Source organism: Streptomyces rishiriensis, from assembly GCF_003112535.1.
Taxonomy (GTDB): domain Bacteria; phylum Actinomycetota; class Actinomycetes; order Streptomycetales; family Streptomycetaceae; genus Streptomyces; species Streptomyces rishiriensis.
This window is the reverse complement of the sequence record NZ_BEWA01000002.1, coordinates 403,005-418,740: the sequence shown is the minus strand read 5'-3', so window position 1 is coordinate 418,740 and position 15,736 is coordinate 403,005. Positions and strand designations below refer to the sequence as shown.

Genomic DNA, 15,736 nt, shown 5'->3' with positions numbered 1-15,736 from the left:
CGAGACCGGGGCAGCGAACGGGGCAGGGGCCGGGGGCTTCCGGGGCGGTGGTCGCCGGGCGGAGCCCGGCCGGTCGTCCCGGAAGCCCCCGGCGTCGCGGTCGCGACTCGCGCAACCATCCGACACGTGTCGGGCGTCCGTACATCAGTACGGCCGAAACGTGAACGGCCGGCGCGGCCGGCTGTCGTGTACGGGGAACGTGGGAGGGGCGGGGACCGTGGGCACAGGCGCTTCGGGGCCGAAGGACGCCAGGGGCACGGCGAGCAGGCGGCTGGCGGCGGGGCTGGTCCTGCTGATCGTGTCCGGACTGCTCGCCGTCGTCGCGCCGGGCAGCGCCCAGGCCGCCTCCGCCACCGGCTGCGCGGGCCGCAAGGTGCGCACCCTCCCCTTCTCCACCGGCATCGTGCAGGTCTTCCGCGACGGCGGCTACGTCTGCGCCGTCACCGTCCAGAAGCACCCGGGCGCCCGGCGGCTGGTCTCGGTGAGCCTGCAGGCGCGCGGCCTTCGCGCGGTGTCGAAGTCGCGGCGGGACAGCCGCAGTTCACCGCCGGCGCGGGTGTACGCGGGCCACCGCTACGTGCGGGTGACGGGAGCGGTGACCGGCGGCTCGTACAGTTCCGTCTGGTTCCAGTGCTGACCCCTGCCTGACGTGCCAAGCCCCTCTGGTGTGACGGGTGTTGCTCCGATACCTTCCGGCGACGCACATCTGTCTCACAGGGAGGGTGCACGCGCATGCGCAAGGCGCTCAGATGGCTGCTCGCGCTCATGGTGCTCATAGGCACGCTGAGCACGGCGGGAGCGGCCACCGCCGCGGAACCGCAGGCCGTCGACATCAAGGACCGGCTCCTCGCCGTACCGGGCATGAGCCTGGTCGAGGAGAAGCCGTACCCCGGCTACCGCTACTTCGTCCTGGAGTACACCCAGCCGGTGGACCACAGGCACCCCGGAAAGGGCACGTTCCAGCAGCGGATCACGGTGCTGCACCGGGACGTGAGCCGCCCGACGGTCTTCTACACCGGCGGCTACAACGTCTCCACCACGCCGGGCCGCCGTGAGCCCACCCAGATCGTGGACGGCAACCAGGTCTCCATGGAGTACCGCTTCTTCACCCCGTCCCGTCCGTCCCCGGCCGACTGGTCCAAGCTGGACATCTGGCAGGCGGCCAGCGACCAGCACCGCATCTTCACGGCGCTGAAGAAGATCTACGGCAAGAAGTGGATCTCCACCGGCGGCTCCAAGGGCGGCATGACGGCCACCTACTACGAGCGCTTCTACCCCAGGGACATGGACGGCGTGGTGGCCTACGTGGCCCCGAACGACGTCGTCAACGACGAGGACTCGGCCTACGACCGCTTCTTCGCCTCCGTCGGCACCAAGGAGTGCCGCGACCGGCTGAACGCCGTCCAGCGCGAGGCGCTGGTGCGCCGGGAGCCGCTGGAGAAGAAGTACGCGGCGTACGCGGCGGAGAACGGCTACACCTTCACCACCGTCGGCAGCCTGGACCGCGCCTACGAGGCGGTCGTCCTGGACTACGTCTGGGGCTTCTGGCAGTACAGCCTGCTGTCCGACTGCGCGTCGGTCCCGGCGGACGCGGCCACGGCCACGGACGACGAGATCTGGAACTCGGTCGACACCATCTCCGGCTTCTCCGCCTACGCCGACCAGGGCCTGGCGACGTACACCCCGTACTACTACCAGGCGGGCACCCAACTCGGCGCGCCCACCATCCACTTCCCGTACATCGAGAAGAAGTACGTCCGCTACGGCTACCAGCCGCCGCGCAACTTCGTCCCCCGCGACATCCCGATGACGTTCCAGCCGGGGGCGATGCGCGACGTCGACTCGTGGGTGCGGCACAACGCCCGGCACATGCTCTTCGTCTACGGCCAGAACGACCCGTGGGGCGCCGAGCGCTTCCGGCTGGGCAAGGGTGCGAAGGACAGCTACGTCTTCACCGCTCCCGGCCTGAACCACGGCGCGAACGTGGCCGGTCTGGTCGCGGACCAGAAGGCGCTGGCCACGGCCCGCATTCTGGACTGGGCGGGCGTCCCGGCGCCGACGTTGTCCCAGGCCAGGCCGCTCGCGAGGTTCGACGCGAAGCTGGACGTCCGCGACGTGGAGCGGGAGCCGGCGCTGCGCCCGTAGCGCGACGCCGACGCACACTCGACGGACAGGGCCGTGGACGCCCGGGCTCGGCGCCCGGCGTCCACGGCCCTTCCCGTCGCCCCGGACGCGCGACTCAGTACGTCAGGCCGTGGCCGATCGGGTACAGCACCTGCGCGGGGTCGTCCGCCCGCTGTACGGGCACCGGGAGTCTGCCGCGCGGGGAGACCGCGCCGGCGATCACCCGGGCGGCCGCGCGCAGTTCGACGTCCGTCCAGCAATAGGTCGCCAAGCAGGCCTTCACGAAGGGGAGTTGGGCCACGTCGTAGGGGTTGCGGACGGCCGTGGCCACCACCGGCCGTCCGGTCGCGGTCAGTTTCCGCAGCAAGGTGCGCTGTGTACTGTCCGCCGTGACGTCGTAGGTCGCGACCACCACGGCGTCGGCCCCCGCCGCGGCGGCCGCCGCCCGGGTGATCGCCTCGGGCGAGGGGTCCGTGCCCGTCGACAGGGCCGTCGCCGTGAAGCCGAGCGCGGAGAGGGCGGCGGCGAGGACCTCGGTGGGCGGGCCCGTCGTGCCGGACGGGGAGGCCGGATCCGCGCCAAGCACCAGGATCCGGGGGTGCGTCCGAGCGGAGAGCGGGAGCACCGGCCCCTCGTTGACCAGCAGCGTCGTCGTGCGCTCGGCGAGCCGGTCGGCCGCCGCCAGATGCGCCGGGGCGCCCACCGTCCGCCCGACGTCGCCCACGCTCACGTAGGGATCGTCCAACAGGCCCAGCCGCGCCTTCAGGCGCAGGATCCGCAGCACCGACTCGTCGAGCCGCGCCTCGGTGAGCTCGCCGTCCTGCACGGCCTTCAGGACGGCGTTCCAGGCCACGTCCAGCTTCGGCGGGTTGAGGAGCTGGTCGACGCCCGCCCGCAGCGCGAGCACCGGCACCCGGTCGTCGCCGTACTTCGTGCGCACGCCCGCCATGTCGAGCGCGTCGGTGACCACGACCCCGTCGAAGCCGAGCCGCTCGCGCAGGAGGCCGGTGACGACCGGCCGGGAGAGGGTGGCGGGGTCGCCGGAGGCGTCGAGGGAGGGAACGACGATGTGCGCGGTCATCAGGGAGTCGACGCCGGCCGCGATGGCGGCCCGGAAGGGCGGCGCGTCCAGCGTCTCCCACTCCTCGCGCGTGTGGGTGATGACGGGGAAGCCGGTGTGGCTGTCGACGGCGGTGTCGCCGTGCCCGGGGAAGTGCTTGCCGGTCGCCGCGACCCCGGCGGCCCGGTAGCCCTCGATCTCCGCCGCGACCAGGCCGGCCACCGCCTCCGGGTCGGCGCCGAAGGAGCGGACGCCGATCACCGGGTTGGCCGGGTCGACGTTGACGTCGGCGACGGGGGAGTAGTCCTGCCGGATGCCCATGGCCCGCAGTTCGCGCCCCGAGAGCAGCCCGAGGGTGCGGGCGTCGGCCCGGTCGCCTCCCGCGCCGACCGCCATCGCGCCCGGGAAGAGCGCGGCCGGTCTGCCCACCCGGCACACGACGCCGTGCTCCTGGTCGGTGGAGATCAGCACCGGCAGACCGCGCGGCTGCCCGAGGGACGCCCGCTGCAGGCCGTCGGAGAGCTCCGCGATCTGGCGCGGGTCACGGGTGTTGTGCGCCCACGTGAAGTAGATGATCCCGCCGAGCCGGTACCGCGCGAGCAGCTCGGCGGCCGTGCGCACACCGAAGTCGGCGAGGTTGGCGTCGGCGTCGGCCGGGTCGGGCGCGGTCGCCGAGTGGCCGTGCACCCGCGAGACGAAGACCTGGCCGACCTTCTCCCTCAGGGTCATCCGGGCCAGGAGGGCTTCGGGCCGGCGGTCGTCCGCGCGGGCCGTGCCGCCCGCGGCGAGGACGGCGGTGACGCCGGCGGTGGCGGCGAGAAGGGTGCGTCTGGAGGGCATGTGCGCTCCTTGCGGTGGGGGGCCGGTGGCGCACGCTACCTGCGGGGGCGCCGCCATCGGCGCATTGGCGGGGCCGCGCCGACACCGCACCGTGGAGAGTCGTCCGACAGTCCGCGGAGGGGCGGGCGGGACGCGAGCGGGGTTCCCGCCCACGCACGGATCACCGGAAACCGGTGCGGACGTGACGGAACGGAAGCCTCTGTGCCGCCCCCGGCGTTCAGGGCCGGCGGGCCGCCACGTGCGGCCACTGTTCGCGCAGCACCCGCACCGTCTCCGCGATCGCCGGCCGCCGGGCCGCCCCCGTCCGCCACAGCGCGTACAGCCGCCGCACCGGCGTCGGGTCGAGCGGCACCTCCACCGCGCCCGGCGGCAGCGGGCCCCGCCCGAGCCGCGGGATGAGGGCCACCCCCAGCCCGGCCGCGACCAGGGCGACCAGGGTCGGGTTCTCCTCGGCCGTGTGGACGAGGTCGGGCTCGTGCCCCGCCGCGCGCAGCGTGCGCACCAGCCAGTCGTGACAGACCCGGCCCGGCGGCTGGCAGATCCATCGCTCGCCGCCCAATTCCTCGCGCCGCACCCCCGCCCGCCCGGCGAAGGGATGCCCCTCGGGGACCAGCAGGTCGCACGCGTCGTCCCCGATCACCGCCTGCTCGACGCCGGCCGGGGCGGGCAGCGGCGCGATGTCCCAGTCGTGCGCGACGGCGAGGTCCACGGCCCCCTTGGCGACCAGGTCCACCGACAGGTGCGGGTCGACCTCGGTGAGCCGGGCGTCCAGGGCGGGATGCCTGCGGGCCAGGTCGGCGAGGGCGCCGGGCAGCAGCCCGCGCGCCGCCGAGGCGAACGCGGCGATGGTCAGCCGCCCGGCCGGCACCCCGCGCCGCTCCTCCAGCTCGGTCTCGGTGCGCTCCACGATCGCCAGCAACTCCTGTGCCGCGGCGACGAGTTGAAGCGCCTCGTCGGTGAGCCGGACGCCGCGCCCCTCTCGCTCCAGCAGCACGGTCCTGGTCTCCCGCTCCAGCTTGGCGAGCTGCTGGGAGACCGCCGACGGGGTGTAGCCGAGGGCGGCGGCCGCGGCGCCGACCGTCCCGTGCACCGAGACGGCGTGCAGGGCGCGCAGGCGCTGGAGATCGAGCACGGCAGCCTCCTGGAACTCGACGACAGATCAGCGTTGCTTCATCCAACCATGCAGCAATCATCGCTGGTGCTTCATGGTCCGGGCGGGCGATCCTCGACGCATGCGACCCGCTCACCTCGCCCTCGCCGTCCTCGTCGCCGCCGTCTGGGGCGTCAACTTCACCGTCATCGAGATCGGCCTCGGCCACTTCCCGCCGCTTCTCTTCTCCGCCCTGCGCTTCCTGGCGGCGGCCCTGCCCGCGGTGTTCCTGGTGGGCCGCCCGAAGGTGGCCTGGAAGTGGATCCTGGCGGTGGGACTCGTGCTGGGCGTGGCGAAGTTCGGGCTGCTGTTCGTCGGCATGGACGCGGGCATGCCGGCCGGCCTGTCCTCGCTGGTCCTGCAGATCCAGTCGGTGTTCACCGCCGCCATCGCCTTCGCCGTGCTCGGCGAACGCCCGACCCGGATCCGCCTGCTCGGCATGGCCGTGGCCCTGGCCGGCATCGGCGTGGCGGCCGCGGACGAGGGCTCCTCGGGCCCGCTCGGCGCGTTCGCCCTGGTCATCGCGGCGGCAGTCTGCTGGGGCGCGTCGAACGTGCTCACCCGCAAGGCGTCCCCGCCGGACGCGCTGAACTTCATGGTGTGGGTGAGCACGGTCCCGGTCCTGCCGCTGCTCGGCCTGTCCCTCCTGACCGAGGGCCCGGCACGGGACCTGGCCGCGCTGCGCGACCTGGACTGGCAGGGCGCCGGCACGCTCGTCTACGTCGCCTGGGTGACGACCGTCTTCGGGTTCGGCGCGTGGGGCTGGCTGCTGCACCGCCACCCGGCCTCCACCGTCGCCCCCTTCTCCCTCCTGGTCCCCGTCTTCGGCATGACGTCGGCCGCCGTCTTCCTCGGCGAGTCGGTGAGCGGGCCGCGCTGGTGCGCCGCCGCCCTGCTGGTGGGCGGGGTGGCGCTGTCCTCCCTGGCGCCCGCGGGGAAGGCCGGCCGGCGACCCGCGCCGCCCGCCGCGGACGCGGCCGTCCCCCCGACGGTCTCCCCGGCCGTGTCCGGGCCTGCAGTTTCTGCGACGGTCTCCCCGGCCGGTCCTCCTGCCGTCGCCGCGACGGTTCCCCCGGCCGTTCATCCGGACGGCACGGTCCCGGCACTCGTCCATCCCGTGGACGTACCGGCGGCGGGGCGGAGCGGCGCGGGATCATGAGGGGCATGGCCCTCGTCGAGATCCCCGGATCCAAGTCCCTCACCGCCCGCGCCCTGTTCCTGGCCGCGGCCGCCGACGGAGTCACCACCCTCCAGCGCCCCCTCCGTTCGGACGACACCGAGGGGTTCGCCGAGGGCCTGACCCGGCTCGGCTACCGCGTCGGACGCACACCGGACGCCTGGCAGATCGACGGCCGCCCGCAGGGACCGGCGCTCGCCGAGGCCGACGTGTACTGCCGGGACGGCGCGACCACGGCACGCTTCCTGCCCGCCCTCGCCGCCGCCGGCCACGGCGTCTACCGCTTCGACGCCTCGCCCCAGATGCGCCGCCGCCCCCTCCTCCCGCTCACCCGCGCCCTGCGCGACCTGGGCGTGGACCTGCGGCACGAGGAGGCCGAGGGCCACCACCCGCTCACCGTGCGCGCGGCCGGCGTCGAAGGCGGAGAGGTGGTGCTGGACGCCGGCCAGTCCTCCCAGTACCTGACCGCCCTCCTGCTGCTCGGCCCGCTCACCCGCACCGGCCTGCGGATCACCGTCACGGACCTGGTCTCCGCGCCCTACGTGGACATCACGCTCGCCATGATGCGGGCCTTCGGGGCGCAGGCGGACCGCGAGGGGAACACCTACGTCGTCGCGCCGGGCGGCTACCGGGCGACCACGTACGCCATCGAGCCCGACGCGTCGACGGCGAGCTACTTCTTCGCGGCGGCCGCGGTCACCGGCGGCGAGGTGACCGTGCCGGGCCTCGGCGCGGGCGCGCTCCAGGGCGACCTGGGCTTCGTGGACGTTCTGCGCCGGATGGGCGCCCGGGTGGACGTGGGAGCCGACCGCACGACGGTGGCCGGCACCGGCGAACTCCGCGGCCTCACGGTCAACATGCGGGACATCTCGGACACCATGCCGACGCTCGCCGCGATCGCCCCCTTCGCCTCCGGACCCGTGCGCATCGAGGACGTGGCGAACACCCGGGTGAAGGAGTGCGACCGGCTGGAGGCCTGCGCGGAGAACCTGCGGCGGATGGGGGTGCGGGTGGACACCGGCCCGGACTGGATCGAGATCGTGCCCGGCGCCGCCCCCGTCGGCGCCGACGTCAAGACCTTCGGCGACCACCGCATCGTCATGTCCTTCGCGGTGACCGGCCTGCGCGTCCCCGGAATCTCGTTCGACGACCCCGGCTGCGTCCGCAAGACTTTCCCCGGCTTCCACGAGGCGTTCGCGGAGCTGCACGTCTGAGCAGGGAACGCGAAAGGACGACGTCGAAGTGAGCTTCGCATGGAGCGGGCCGGTTCTGGAGGGCGCGCTGGTGCGCCTGGAGCCGCTGGAGCGCCGGCACGCGGCCGAGCTGGCGGTGGCGGCCGAGGAGGACAGGGGGACGTACGCCTTCACCTGGGTGCCCAGGGCCCACGAGATCGACGACTACCTCGACGCGCAGCTCGCCCGCGCGGCGACGGGCCGGCTCGTGCCCTACGCGCAGATCTCCCTCGCCACCGGCCGGGCGGTCGGCGCGACCTCCTACTGGGAGCCGCGGTCCTGGCGTTCCGACGACCGCCTCGACGCCGTCGAGGTCGGCTTCACCTGGCTGGCCGGCTCCGCACAGGGCACGGGCGTCAACGCCGAGGCCAAGCTCCTCCTCTTCCGGCATGCCTTCACTCAGTGGGGCGTCTCCCGGGTGGACCTGAAGACGGACGCCCGCAACAGCCGCTCTCGCGCGGCGATCGAAAGCGTCGGCGCCCGCTTCGAGGGCGTCCTGCGCAACTGGTCCCGCTCCTGGGCGCCGGGCGAGGAGGACCGGCTGCGCGACTCCGCGATCTTCTCCGTCACGGCGGAGGAATGGCCCGAGTGCGAGCGGCGGCTGACGGACCGGGTGGCCCGCCACCTCCCCCGCACGGACTGACGACCGCCCCCGCAGCGCCGGACGGCGCCCCGCGACACGACCGCCGGACGACGACCGCCCGGCGCGGGCCGCCGCCCCGTGCGGCCGGACGCGGCACGCGCCGGGACCGGCCCGCTCGGGACACGCCTCAGCGGCGCGGTCGTCCCGGACTCACGCCGAGTCGTTGAGCAGGCGGCCCAGGTGGGCGCGACCCGCGTCGAGGAGGCCCTCCAGGGGCTCCGCGGCCTCGTACCAGCGCTTCTCGTACTCCCAGCACAGCCAGCCGTCCCAGCCGTTCCGGGTCAGGACCTCGACGGACTCCGCGAGCGGCAGCACCCCGTCGCCCAGCGCCAGCGGGGTGGTGTCCTCGGCCGAGACGATGTCCTTGACCTGCACGTAGCCGAGGAACGGCGACAGCGCGGCGTACGTGTCCTGCGGCTGCTCGCCGCCCAGCCAGGTGTGCATGACGTCCCACAGCGCGCCGACCTGACGGTGTCCGACGGGACCGATGATCCGGATGACGTCCGCGCCGGTGCGGTGCGAGTCGTGGGTCTCCACCAGGATGCGCACGCCGAGGTCGGCGGCGTGCTCGGCGGCGGTCCCGAGCCGTCGGGCGGCCACGGCGTCGGTGTCCGCGTCGGGCTGTTCCTCGGAGCCGCCCGGGAAGACGCGGACGAACGGCGCGCCGAGATCGCGGGCGAGGCCGACGAGGCCGCGGATCTCGTCGAGCACGGGCTCGTCGTCGCCGGGTGCGGCGACCCGCGCGTACCCCGCGATCCCGAGGATCTCGACGCCCGCCGCCTTGAACTCGGCGGCGACAGCGGTCCGTTCGTCCGGACTCAGTCCGGGGTGGACCGGCTCCTCGGGATGGGCGCGCACCTCCACGCCGTGATAGCCGTGCGCGACCGCGAGCCGCAGCACATCGGAAACGGGCAGACCGGGGACACCGAGAGTGGAAAAGGCGAACTTCATGCTCCCCACTCTCACCCGGACGCGGCACGCGGGTCCAGTGCAGGCGGACGCCCACCCTCCGTACCTACTGGTACGTACAGTCCCCGTGAGGGTTGTGGGGGGCGTGGGAGTCGTGGGGCACGTGGGGGTCGATGCGCCGGCCCAACGCCCGCTTCCGCTCGGCGGCGCGCCCGCGCGGGCGTGGAGCCGCGCAACGTGTTCGTCGCTCTCGTGGAGAACGGCCCGGCCGACCGGTCCCGGCGACGTCGAGGCGCAGTGCCCGCCGGCCCGGCCCCGGCCCCGGTCCCTCGGCGGGGGTGAGGCACAGTGCCTGAGGGCCGGGCCTCGGCTCCGGCCCCGGTTCCCCGGCGACGGTGAGGCGCGCGCCTGCCGGCCCCGGCCGCGGCTTCGGCCCCCGGCCGCCGTGCCGGCCTCGGCCCCGATCCCCCGGCGACGGTGAGGCGCAGTGCCCGCCGGCCCGGCCCCGGCCCCGGTCCCTCGGCGGGGGTGAGGCACAGTGCCTGAGGGCCGGGCCTCGGCTCCGGCCCCGGTTCCCCGGCGACGGTGAGGCGCGCGCCTGCCGGCCCCGGCCGCGGCTTCGGCCCCCGGCCGCGGTGCCGGCCTCGGCCCCGATCCCCCGGCGACGGTGAGGCGCAGTGCCCGCCGGCCCCGGTCCCTGCTTCGGCCCCCGGCCTCGGTCCCGGCCCAGGCTCCGGTCCCGACCAGGCCCCCGCCCAGGCCGGGTGCCCGGCCCAGGCCCCGCCCCCGCCCAGGCCGGGTGCCCGGACCCGGTCCGCCGGGTGCCGCGGTGAGGTCCGGGCCGGGGGTGGTCCGGCGCGCCGGCGTCAGGTCCGCGGCGTCCCCGACGACCCGCGCACCATCAACTCCCCGCGGATCGTGGCGATCCCGCCGGGCGGCGGCTCCTCGCGGCCCATGGCGATGCGTCCCGCCCGCGCCCCGGCCTCCGCCAGCGGCAGCCGTACCGTGGTGAGCGAGGGCACCACGTCGATGCTGAACGGAAGGTCGTCGAACCCCGCCACCGACACGTCCTCAGGGATCCGCAGCCCCGACTCCCGCAGCGCCGCGCAGGCCCCGAGCGCGACGGAGTCGTTGGCGGCGACGACCGCCGTCAGGGAGGGGTCCCGGCGCAGCAGTTCCAGGGTCGCCTCGTAGCCGGCCCGCCGGTCGTAACGGCCGTGCACGGTCCAGTGCGGGTCCTCCTCGATGCCGGCCGCGGCCAGCGCCGCCCGGTGGCCCTCCAGCCGGTGCCGGGTGGTCGTGCGCTCCTCGGGCCCCGCGATGTAGCCGAGCCGGCGGTGTCCGAGCCCGATGAGGTGCTCGGTCAGCTCCCGGCCGCCCCCGCGGTTGTCGAAGGTCAGGGCTATGGCCGAGGTCTCGGGCGCCGGCGGCCGGCCGCACAGCACCACGCGCGTGCCCGCCTCGCCGAGCCTGCGCAGCTTCGCCGCCACCGCCGAGGCGTGCGGCTCGTCCTCCACGGCCCCGCCGGTGAGCACCACGGCCGCCGCCCGCTGCCGCTGCAGCAGCGTCAGATAGGTCAGCTCGCGCTCCGGAGAGCCCCCGGTGTTGCAGACCACGGCGAGCCGCTCGCCGCCGGCCCGGCCGCCCGGCCCCCCGATCTCCGACTGGATCGCGCTCGCCATGATCCCGAAGAAGGGGTCGGCGATGTCGTTCACCAGAATGCCGACCAGGTCGGACGTGGCGGCGGCCAGCGCGCTCGCCGGCCCGTTCAGCACGTAGTCCAGCTCGTCGACCGCCCGCAGCACCCGCTCCCTGGTGGTAGCGGCCACGGGGTAGTTCCCGTTCAGCACGCGCGACACCGTCGCGGGCGAGACCTGCGCGCGGGCCGCCACGTCCGCCAGGGTCACCGTCATCTCGTCGTCCTCCGGTCACACATCTCGTCGTACGTCGTCGTACGCCCTGGTGGACAGCAGCCTGGGCAGGCGCGGTTCCGGGCGTGTCGAGCCGACCTTACGGCCCAGGAGCCCCGTTGTTCGCCCCCTCGAACAACTCGGGATGGACACGGTCTTGTCCGGACCACGGGTCAGAGGCTAGCTTCTTCCTGTATAGAAAGCGCTTGCTGTCACGCTGATCAGGAAGAGGCGTACGCGGCGCGCACAACGCGTACGAAACGCGCGGCCACGCTGCGCACGACGCCTACGAAGGGATCGACGTGACACGCAAGACGGTGCGGATCGCCATGAACGGGGTGACCGGGCGCATGGGCTACCGCCAGCACCTCGTCCGCTCCATCCTGGCGCTGCGCGAACAGGGCGGACTCGACCTCGGCGACGGCACCGTGCTGTGGCCGGAACCGGTCCTCGTCGGCCGCCGCGAGCACGCCCTGAAGGCGCTCGCCGAGCAGCACGGCCTGGACCCGCGGAACGTCTCCACCGACCTCGACGCGGTCCTCGCCGACCCGACCGTCGAGATCTACTTCGACGCCCAGGTCACCTCCGCCCGCGAGGAGGCGATCAGGAAGGCGGTCGCCGCCGGCAAGCACGTCTACACGGAGAAGCCCACCGCGACCGGCCTCGACGGAGCCCTGGAACTGGCCCGCCTGGCCACCGCCGCCGGGGTCAAGCACGGCGTCGTCCAGGACAAGCTGTTCCTGCCGGGCCTGCTCAAGCTCAAGCGCCTCATCGACGGCGGCTTCTTCGGCCGGATCCTGTCCGTCCGCGGCGAGTTCGGCTACTGGGTCTTCGAGGGCGACTGGCAGGCCGCCCAGCGCCCGTCCTGGAACTACCGCGCGGAGGACGGCGGCGGCATCGTCGTCGACATGTTCCCGCACTGGGAGTACGTCCTGCACGAGCTGTTCGGCCGGGTGAAGTCCGTCCAGGCCCTCACCGCCACCCACATCCCCCAGCGCTGGGACGAGCAGGACAAGCCCTACGACGCCACCGCCGACGACGCCGCCTACGGCGTCTTCGAGCTGGAGGGCGGCGCGATCGCCCAGATCAACTCCTCCTGGGCCGTGCGCGTCCACCGCGACGAACTCGTCGAGTTCCAGGTCGACGGCACCGAGGGCTCGGCCGTCGCAGGGCTGCGCAACTGCCGTGTCCAGCACCGCTCCGCGACCCCCAAGCCGGTCTGGAACCCGGACATCCCCGCCACCGAGGTCTTCCGCGACCAGTGGCAGGAGGTCCCCGACAACGGCGACTTCGACAACGGCTTCAAGGCCCAGTGGGAGCTCTTCCTCCGGCATGTCTACGCCGACGCCCCCTACCACTGGGACCTGCTGGCAGGCGCCCGCGGCGTCCAGCTCGCCGAACTGGGCCTGAGGTCCTCCGCCGAGGGCCGCCGTCTCGACGTCCCGGAGGTCACGCTGTGACCCTGCGACTGCCCGCCGCCGGCGGCGGCCTGCGGACCTACGAGCCCCGCAGCGAGCCCTTCGTCCCGGTCACCGGCGCGCCCCTCGCCTCCCGGACGGTCTACTCGGCCGCCCACGTCGTCGCCGACCCCTTCGCGGACGGATCGCCCGACTCGCCCGCCGCCGTCGACTGGGACGCCACCCTCGCCTTCCGCCGCCACCTGTGGTCCCACGGGCTCGGCGTCGCCGAGGCGATGGACACCGCCCAGCGCGGCATGGGCCTGGACTGGGCGGGCGCGGCCGAGCTGATCCGCCGCTCCGCCGCCGAGGCCAAGGCGGTCGGCGGCCGCATCGCCTGCGGCGTCGGCACCGACCAGCTCACCGCCGGCGGCACGCTCGCCGAGGTCCGCGCGGCCTACGAGGAGCAGCTCGCCCTCGTGGAGGAATCGGGCGCCCAGGCCATCCTCATGGCCTCCCGCGCCCTGGCGGCCGCGGCCTCGGGCCCCGAGGACTACCTCGACGTCTACGGCCATCTGCTGCGCCAGTCCGCCGAGCCGGTGATCCTGCACTGGCTGGGCCCGATGTTCGACCCGGCGCTGGAGGGCTACTGGGGCTCCGCCGACCTGGACACGGCCACCGGCACCTTCCTCGACGTCGTCGCCGCCCACCCCGACAAGGTGGAGGGCATCAAGGTCTCGCTGCTGGACGCCCGGCGCGAGATCGACGTCCGGCGCAGGCTGCCGCAGGGCGTGCGCTGCTACACCGGCGACGACTTCAACTACCCCGAGCTGATCGCGGGCGACGAGCAGGGCTTCAGTCACGCCCTGCTCGGCATCTTCGACCCGCTGGGACCGCTGGCGGCGGAGGCGGTCCGCGTCCTCGACACGGGGAACGTGACCGGCTTCCGGGAGCTGCTGGACCCCACGGTCGAGCTCTCCCGCCACCTCTTCCAGACCCCCACCCGCTTCTACAAGACGGGCGTGGTCTTCCTGGCCTGGCTGGCCGGCCACCAGTCGCACTTCACGATGGTCGGCGGTCTGCAGTCGGCCCGCTCCCTCCCGCACTTCGCCCGCGCCTACGAACTGGCCGACGGCCTGGGCCTGTTCCCCGACCCCAAGCTCGCCGAGGAGCGGATGAAGAGCCTGCTCGCCCTGTACGGAGTGACCCAGTGACCGGCTCCCTCGCCCGCTTCTCCGTCAACCAGATGACGGTGAAGCAGCTGTCCCTGCCCGAACTGGCCGACGCCTGCCGGGACCTGGGCGTCGTCAACGTCGGCCTGTGGCGCGAGCCGGTGCGGACGTACGGCGTGGAGGCGACGGCGAAGCTGGTCCGCGACGCGGGCCTGACGGTGACGACCCTGTGCCGGGGCGGCTTCCTCACCGCGATCGACCCCGCCGAGCGGGCGGCGGCCCTGGCCGACAACCGCCGCGCGGTCGACGAGGCGGCCGCCCTCGGCACCGAGGTGCTGGTCCTGGTCTCCGGCGGTCTGCCCGCCGGCTCCAGGGACCTGCACGGCGCACGCGAACGCATCGCGGACGCCCTCGCCGAACTGGGCCCGTACGCCGAGCGGCACGGGGTGAAACTGGCCATCGAGCCCCTGCATCCCATGTACGCGGCCGACCGCTGCGTGGTCTCGACGCTCGCCCAGGCCCTCGACCTGGCCGAGCGTTTCCCGGCCCACCAGGTCGGCGTCACGGTGGACACGTACCACGTCTGGTGGGACGACCGGGCCCCCGCCCAGATCGCCCGGGCGGGTGCGGGCGGCCGCATCCACAGCTTCCAACTCGCCGACTGGACCACGCCGTTGCCCGAGGGCGTGCTCAACGGCCGCGGCCAGATCGGCGACGGCGCGATCGACATGCGCGAGTGGCGGGGCCACGTGGAGGCGGCCGGGTACACGGGCGCGATCGAGGTCGAGCTGTTCAACGACGGCCTGTGGGCGCGCGACGGCCGCGAGGTCCTGGCGGAGACGGCGCAGCGGTTCCTGGCGCACGCGAACCGGTAGCCTCCGTCACCGGACGGGTCACCGTCCCGGACCGTACGGCCACCGGGTCCGGGACGGTGACGAAGACCCGAAGACCGCTCGTGTCGCTGCGGCGAGCGGTCAGCCGTAGTGGTGCCGGGCCTTGATGACCACGACGGCCTTGTCCTCCACCGCTTACACCAGACGGTGCTCGTCGTCGATCCGGCGGGACCAGAACCCGGACAGTTCGCCCCTCAGGGGCTCCGGCTTCCCGTTTTCGGTACCAGAAGCGGCCGTGCGGGCGCCCGCAGGCCCCTCATCTCAGCGCTCCCTGTCCGCCGCCATGATGCCGACGCATTCCTCGAGCGCCGCGTGCAGCGACGGTACGAAGGCGGCGAGTTCGGCGTCAGACGACCTGCCGCCGTCCAGCACGGCCCCGACGACCGTCGCCAGGACGGCGGCTGCTTTCAGGGCGTGCGCGTCGGCCAGTTCCTCCAGGACCCCGCCGGGGCGCGCGACCACGAACGCCTCCTTGCCGGTGGCGGGGTCGACGCCGACGCCGCGAAAGCGCCTGGCGCTCACGCGGCGACCTCCGCCGGGACGTGGAGTTGATGGCCCAGGGCCACGAGGTACGGCCGCACCAGAGGCAGCCCGTCGGCGAAGATCACGTCCGCGGGGATCGGCCGGGTCGCGGTTGTGGGGGCGGGTCGGTGCGGGGGGACGGCCGGGAAGAGCGAAGGCCCGAGTGCGCGGTGCGCTCCGCGGGGCGGCAGGAAAAGGCTCAGGATCGCGGCCAGTAGGCTGCGCATAGGTCGACTCCTAGGGTCGGCTGAGCCCCGGCACGGAAGCTTTCACCTTCCCGCCGGGGCGCTTTCGTTGGACACCGCTCATGGTATCGCCTTTTATCGCTTCGTAGCGAGACGTATCTCAAAGTGTGGGGAACACTGCCGTTGCCTAGCGTCGTCTCCATGAATCCCGACGCTGAGATCGATCACGGAGCGCCGCTGACCCCGTACCGGCAGCTGGCCGAGATTCTGCGGGCGCAGATTCGACGCGGCGACTGGCAGCCGGGGCGGATGCTGCCGAGCGAGGCTCAACTTGTGCAGAAGTACGGGATCGCGCGGACGACCGTGCGGCGAGGGCTCGGCCTGCTGGCGGACGAAGGCTGGGCGTACGCCGTTCCGCAGCGCGGATGGTTCGTCTCCGACCCCCTGCCGCCCGCACCCGAGGCGCCCGCGCCGTCTGCCTAGTGCTGCCGGCCCCCGGGAGCGGCGAAGGGGCCGCCCTCC

15 protein-coding genes and 1 pseudogene are annotated in these 15,736 nt (G+C 74.0%); 9 read left to right on the top strand and 7 right to left on the bottom strand.

Annotation, left to right across the window (positions count from 1 at the left end):
- Positions 1 to 217: 217 nt before the first annotated feature.
- The gene (locus Sri02f_RS03565; protein WP_245970393.1) at positions 218 to 637 is read left to right on the top strand and encodes a hypothetical protein; all 420 of its coding nucleotides are present in this window, start codon (positions 218 to 220) and stop codon (positions 635 to 637) included.
- A 95-nt stretch (positions 638 to 732) separates the two neighbouring features.
- Entirely contained in the window at positions 733 to 2,145 is a 1,413-nt protein-coding gene (locus Sri02f_RS03560) for a S28 family serine protease (RefSeq protein WP_108999575.1), read from the top strand.
- Positions 2,146 to 2,239: 94 nt separating this feature from the next.
- On the opposite strand, the gene Sri02f_RS03555 is transcribed toward Sri02f_RS03560, so the two are convergent.
- Positions 2,240 to 4,024 carry a glycoside hydrolase family 3 protein gene (locus Sri02f_RS03555; RefSeq protein WP_108999574.1) on the bottom strand — a complete coding sequence of 595 codons (1,785 nt, stop codon included), beginning with the start codon at positions 4,022 to 4,024 and terminating at the stop codon, positions 2,240 to 2,242.
- Positions 4,025 to 4,241: 217 nt separating this feature from the next.
- Positions 4,242 to 5,156 carry a LysR family transcriptional regulator gene (locus Sri02f_RS03550; protein ID WP_108999573.1) on the bottom strand — a complete coding sequence of 305 codons (915 nt, stop codon included), beginning with the start codon at positions 5,154 to 5,156 and terminating at the stop codon, positions 4,242 to 4,244.
- A 100-nt stretch (positions 5,157 to 5,256) separates the two neighbouring features.
- Here Sri02f_RS03550 and Sri02f_RS03545 point away from each other — a divergent pair, with 100 nt between their 5' ends.
- Genes Sri02f_RS03545 through Sri02f_RS03535 form a run of 3 tightly spaced genes read left to right on the top strand, consistent with a single transcriptional unit; the run spans position 5,257 to position 8,226 of the window.
- Positions 5,257 to 6,333 (top strand): EamA family transporter, encoded by a 1,077-nt coding sequence (locus tag Sri02f_RS03545; RefSeq protein ID WP_108999572.1) that lies wholly within the window; start codon positions 5,257 to 5,259, stop codon positions 6,331 to 6,333.
- Between the two features lie 5 nt (positions 6,334 to 6,338).
- Positions 6,339 to 7,565 (top strand): 3-phosphoshikimate 1-carboxyvinyltransferase, encoded by a 1,227-nt coding sequence (gene aroA / locus Sri02f_RS03540; RefSeq protein ID WP_108999571.1) that lies wholly within the window; start codon positions 6,339 to 6,341, stop codon positions 7,563 to 7,565.
- A 28-nt stretch (positions 7,566 to 7,593) separates the two neighbouring features.
- Positions 7,594 to 8,226 (top strand): GNAT family N-acetyltransferase, encoded by a 633-nt coding sequence (locus Sri02f_RS03535; protein ID WP_108999570.1) that lies wholly within the window; start codon positions 7,594 to 7,596, stop codon positions 8,224 to 8,226.
- Between the two features lie 150 nt (positions 8,227 to 8,376).
- Here Sri02f_RS03535 and Sri02f_RS03530 read toward each other — a convergent pair whose 3' ends face one another.
- Together Sri02f_RS03530 and Sri02f_RS03525 are read right to left on the bottom strand one after the other, a co-directional pair.
- A complete protein-coding gene (locus tag Sri02f_RS03530; RefSeq protein WP_108999569.1) occupies positions 8,377 to 9,177 on the bottom strand; it encodes a sugar phosphate isomerase/epimerase family protein in 801 nt (266 codons plus the stop codon).
- A gap of 824 nt (positions 9,178 to 10,001) precedes the next feature.
- Positions 10,002 to 11,048, bottom strand: a complete 1,047-nt coding sequence (locus Sri02f_RS03525) for a LacI family DNA-binding transcriptional regulator (RefSeq protein ID WP_108999568.1) — start codon at positions 11,046 to 11,048, stop codon at positions 10,002 to 10,004.
- A 299-nt stretch (positions 11,049 to 11,347) separates the two neighbouring features.
- Between Sri02f_RS03525 and Sri02f_RS03520 the strand changes: the two genes are divergently transcribed.
- The 3 genes from Sri02f_RS03520 to Sri02f_RS03510 are packed head-to-tail and all read left to right on the top strand — an operon-like array spanning position 11,348 to position 14,489.
- Entirely contained in the window at positions 11,348 to 12,505 is a 1,158-nt protein-coding gene (locus tag Sri02f_RS03520) for a Gfo/Idh/MocA family protein (protein ID WP_108999567.1), read from the top strand.
- Positions 12,502 to 13,656, top strand: a complete 1,155-nt coding sequence (locus tag Sri02f_RS03515; protein ID WP_108999566.1) for a dihydrodipicolinate synthase family protein — start codon at positions 12,502 to 12,504, stop codon at positions 13,654 to 13,656. Before Sri02f_RS03520 ends, Sri02f_RS03515 begins: the two co-directional genes overlap by 4 nt.
- Positions 13,657 to 13,688: 32 nt before the next feature.
- Positions 13,689 to 14,489 carry a sugar phosphate isomerase/epimerase family protein gene (locus Sri02f_RS03510; RefSeq protein WP_108999796.1) on the top strand — a complete coding sequence of 267 codons (801 nt, stop codon included), beginning with the start codon at positions 13,689 to 13,691 and terminating at the stop codon, positions 14,487 to 14,489.
- Positions 14,490 to 14,642: 153 nt separating this feature from the next.
- Here Sri02f_RS03510 and Sri02f_RS03505 read toward each other — a convergent pair.
- The 3 genes and pseudogenes from Sri02f_RS03505 to Sri02f_RS03495 form a co-directional block, all read right to left on the bottom strand.
- A pseudogene (locus Sri02f_RS03505) lies at positions 14,643 to 14,747 on the bottom strand (type II toxin-antitoxin system YoeB family toxin); the annotation flags it as partial.
- Positions 14,748 to 14,768: 21 nt separating this feature from the next.
- Positions 14,769 to 15,029: a hypothetical protein gene (locus tag Sri02f_RS03500; protein WP_108999565.1), complete on the bottom strand. Its 261-nt coding sequence runs from the start codon at positions 15,027 to 15,029 to the stop codon at positions 14,769 to 14,771.
- A complete protein-coding gene (locus Sri02f_RS03495) occupies positions 15,026 to 15,256 on the bottom strand; it encodes a hypothetical protein (protein ID WP_245970391.1) in 231 nt (76 codons plus the stop codon). The genes Sri02f_RS03500 and Sri02f_RS03495 overlap by 4 nt, the downstream gene beginning before the upstream one ends.
- A gap of 159 nt (positions 15,257 to 15,415) precedes the next feature.
- On the opposite strand from Sri02f_RS03495, the gene Sri02f_RS03490 reads away from it, so the two are divergent.
- Entirely contained in the window at positions 15,416 to 15,697 is a 282-nt protein-coding gene (locus tag Sri02f_RS03490; RefSeq protein ID WP_108999564.1) for a GntR family transcriptional regulator, read from the top strand.
- Positions 15,698 to 15,736 lie beyond the last annotated feature (39 nt).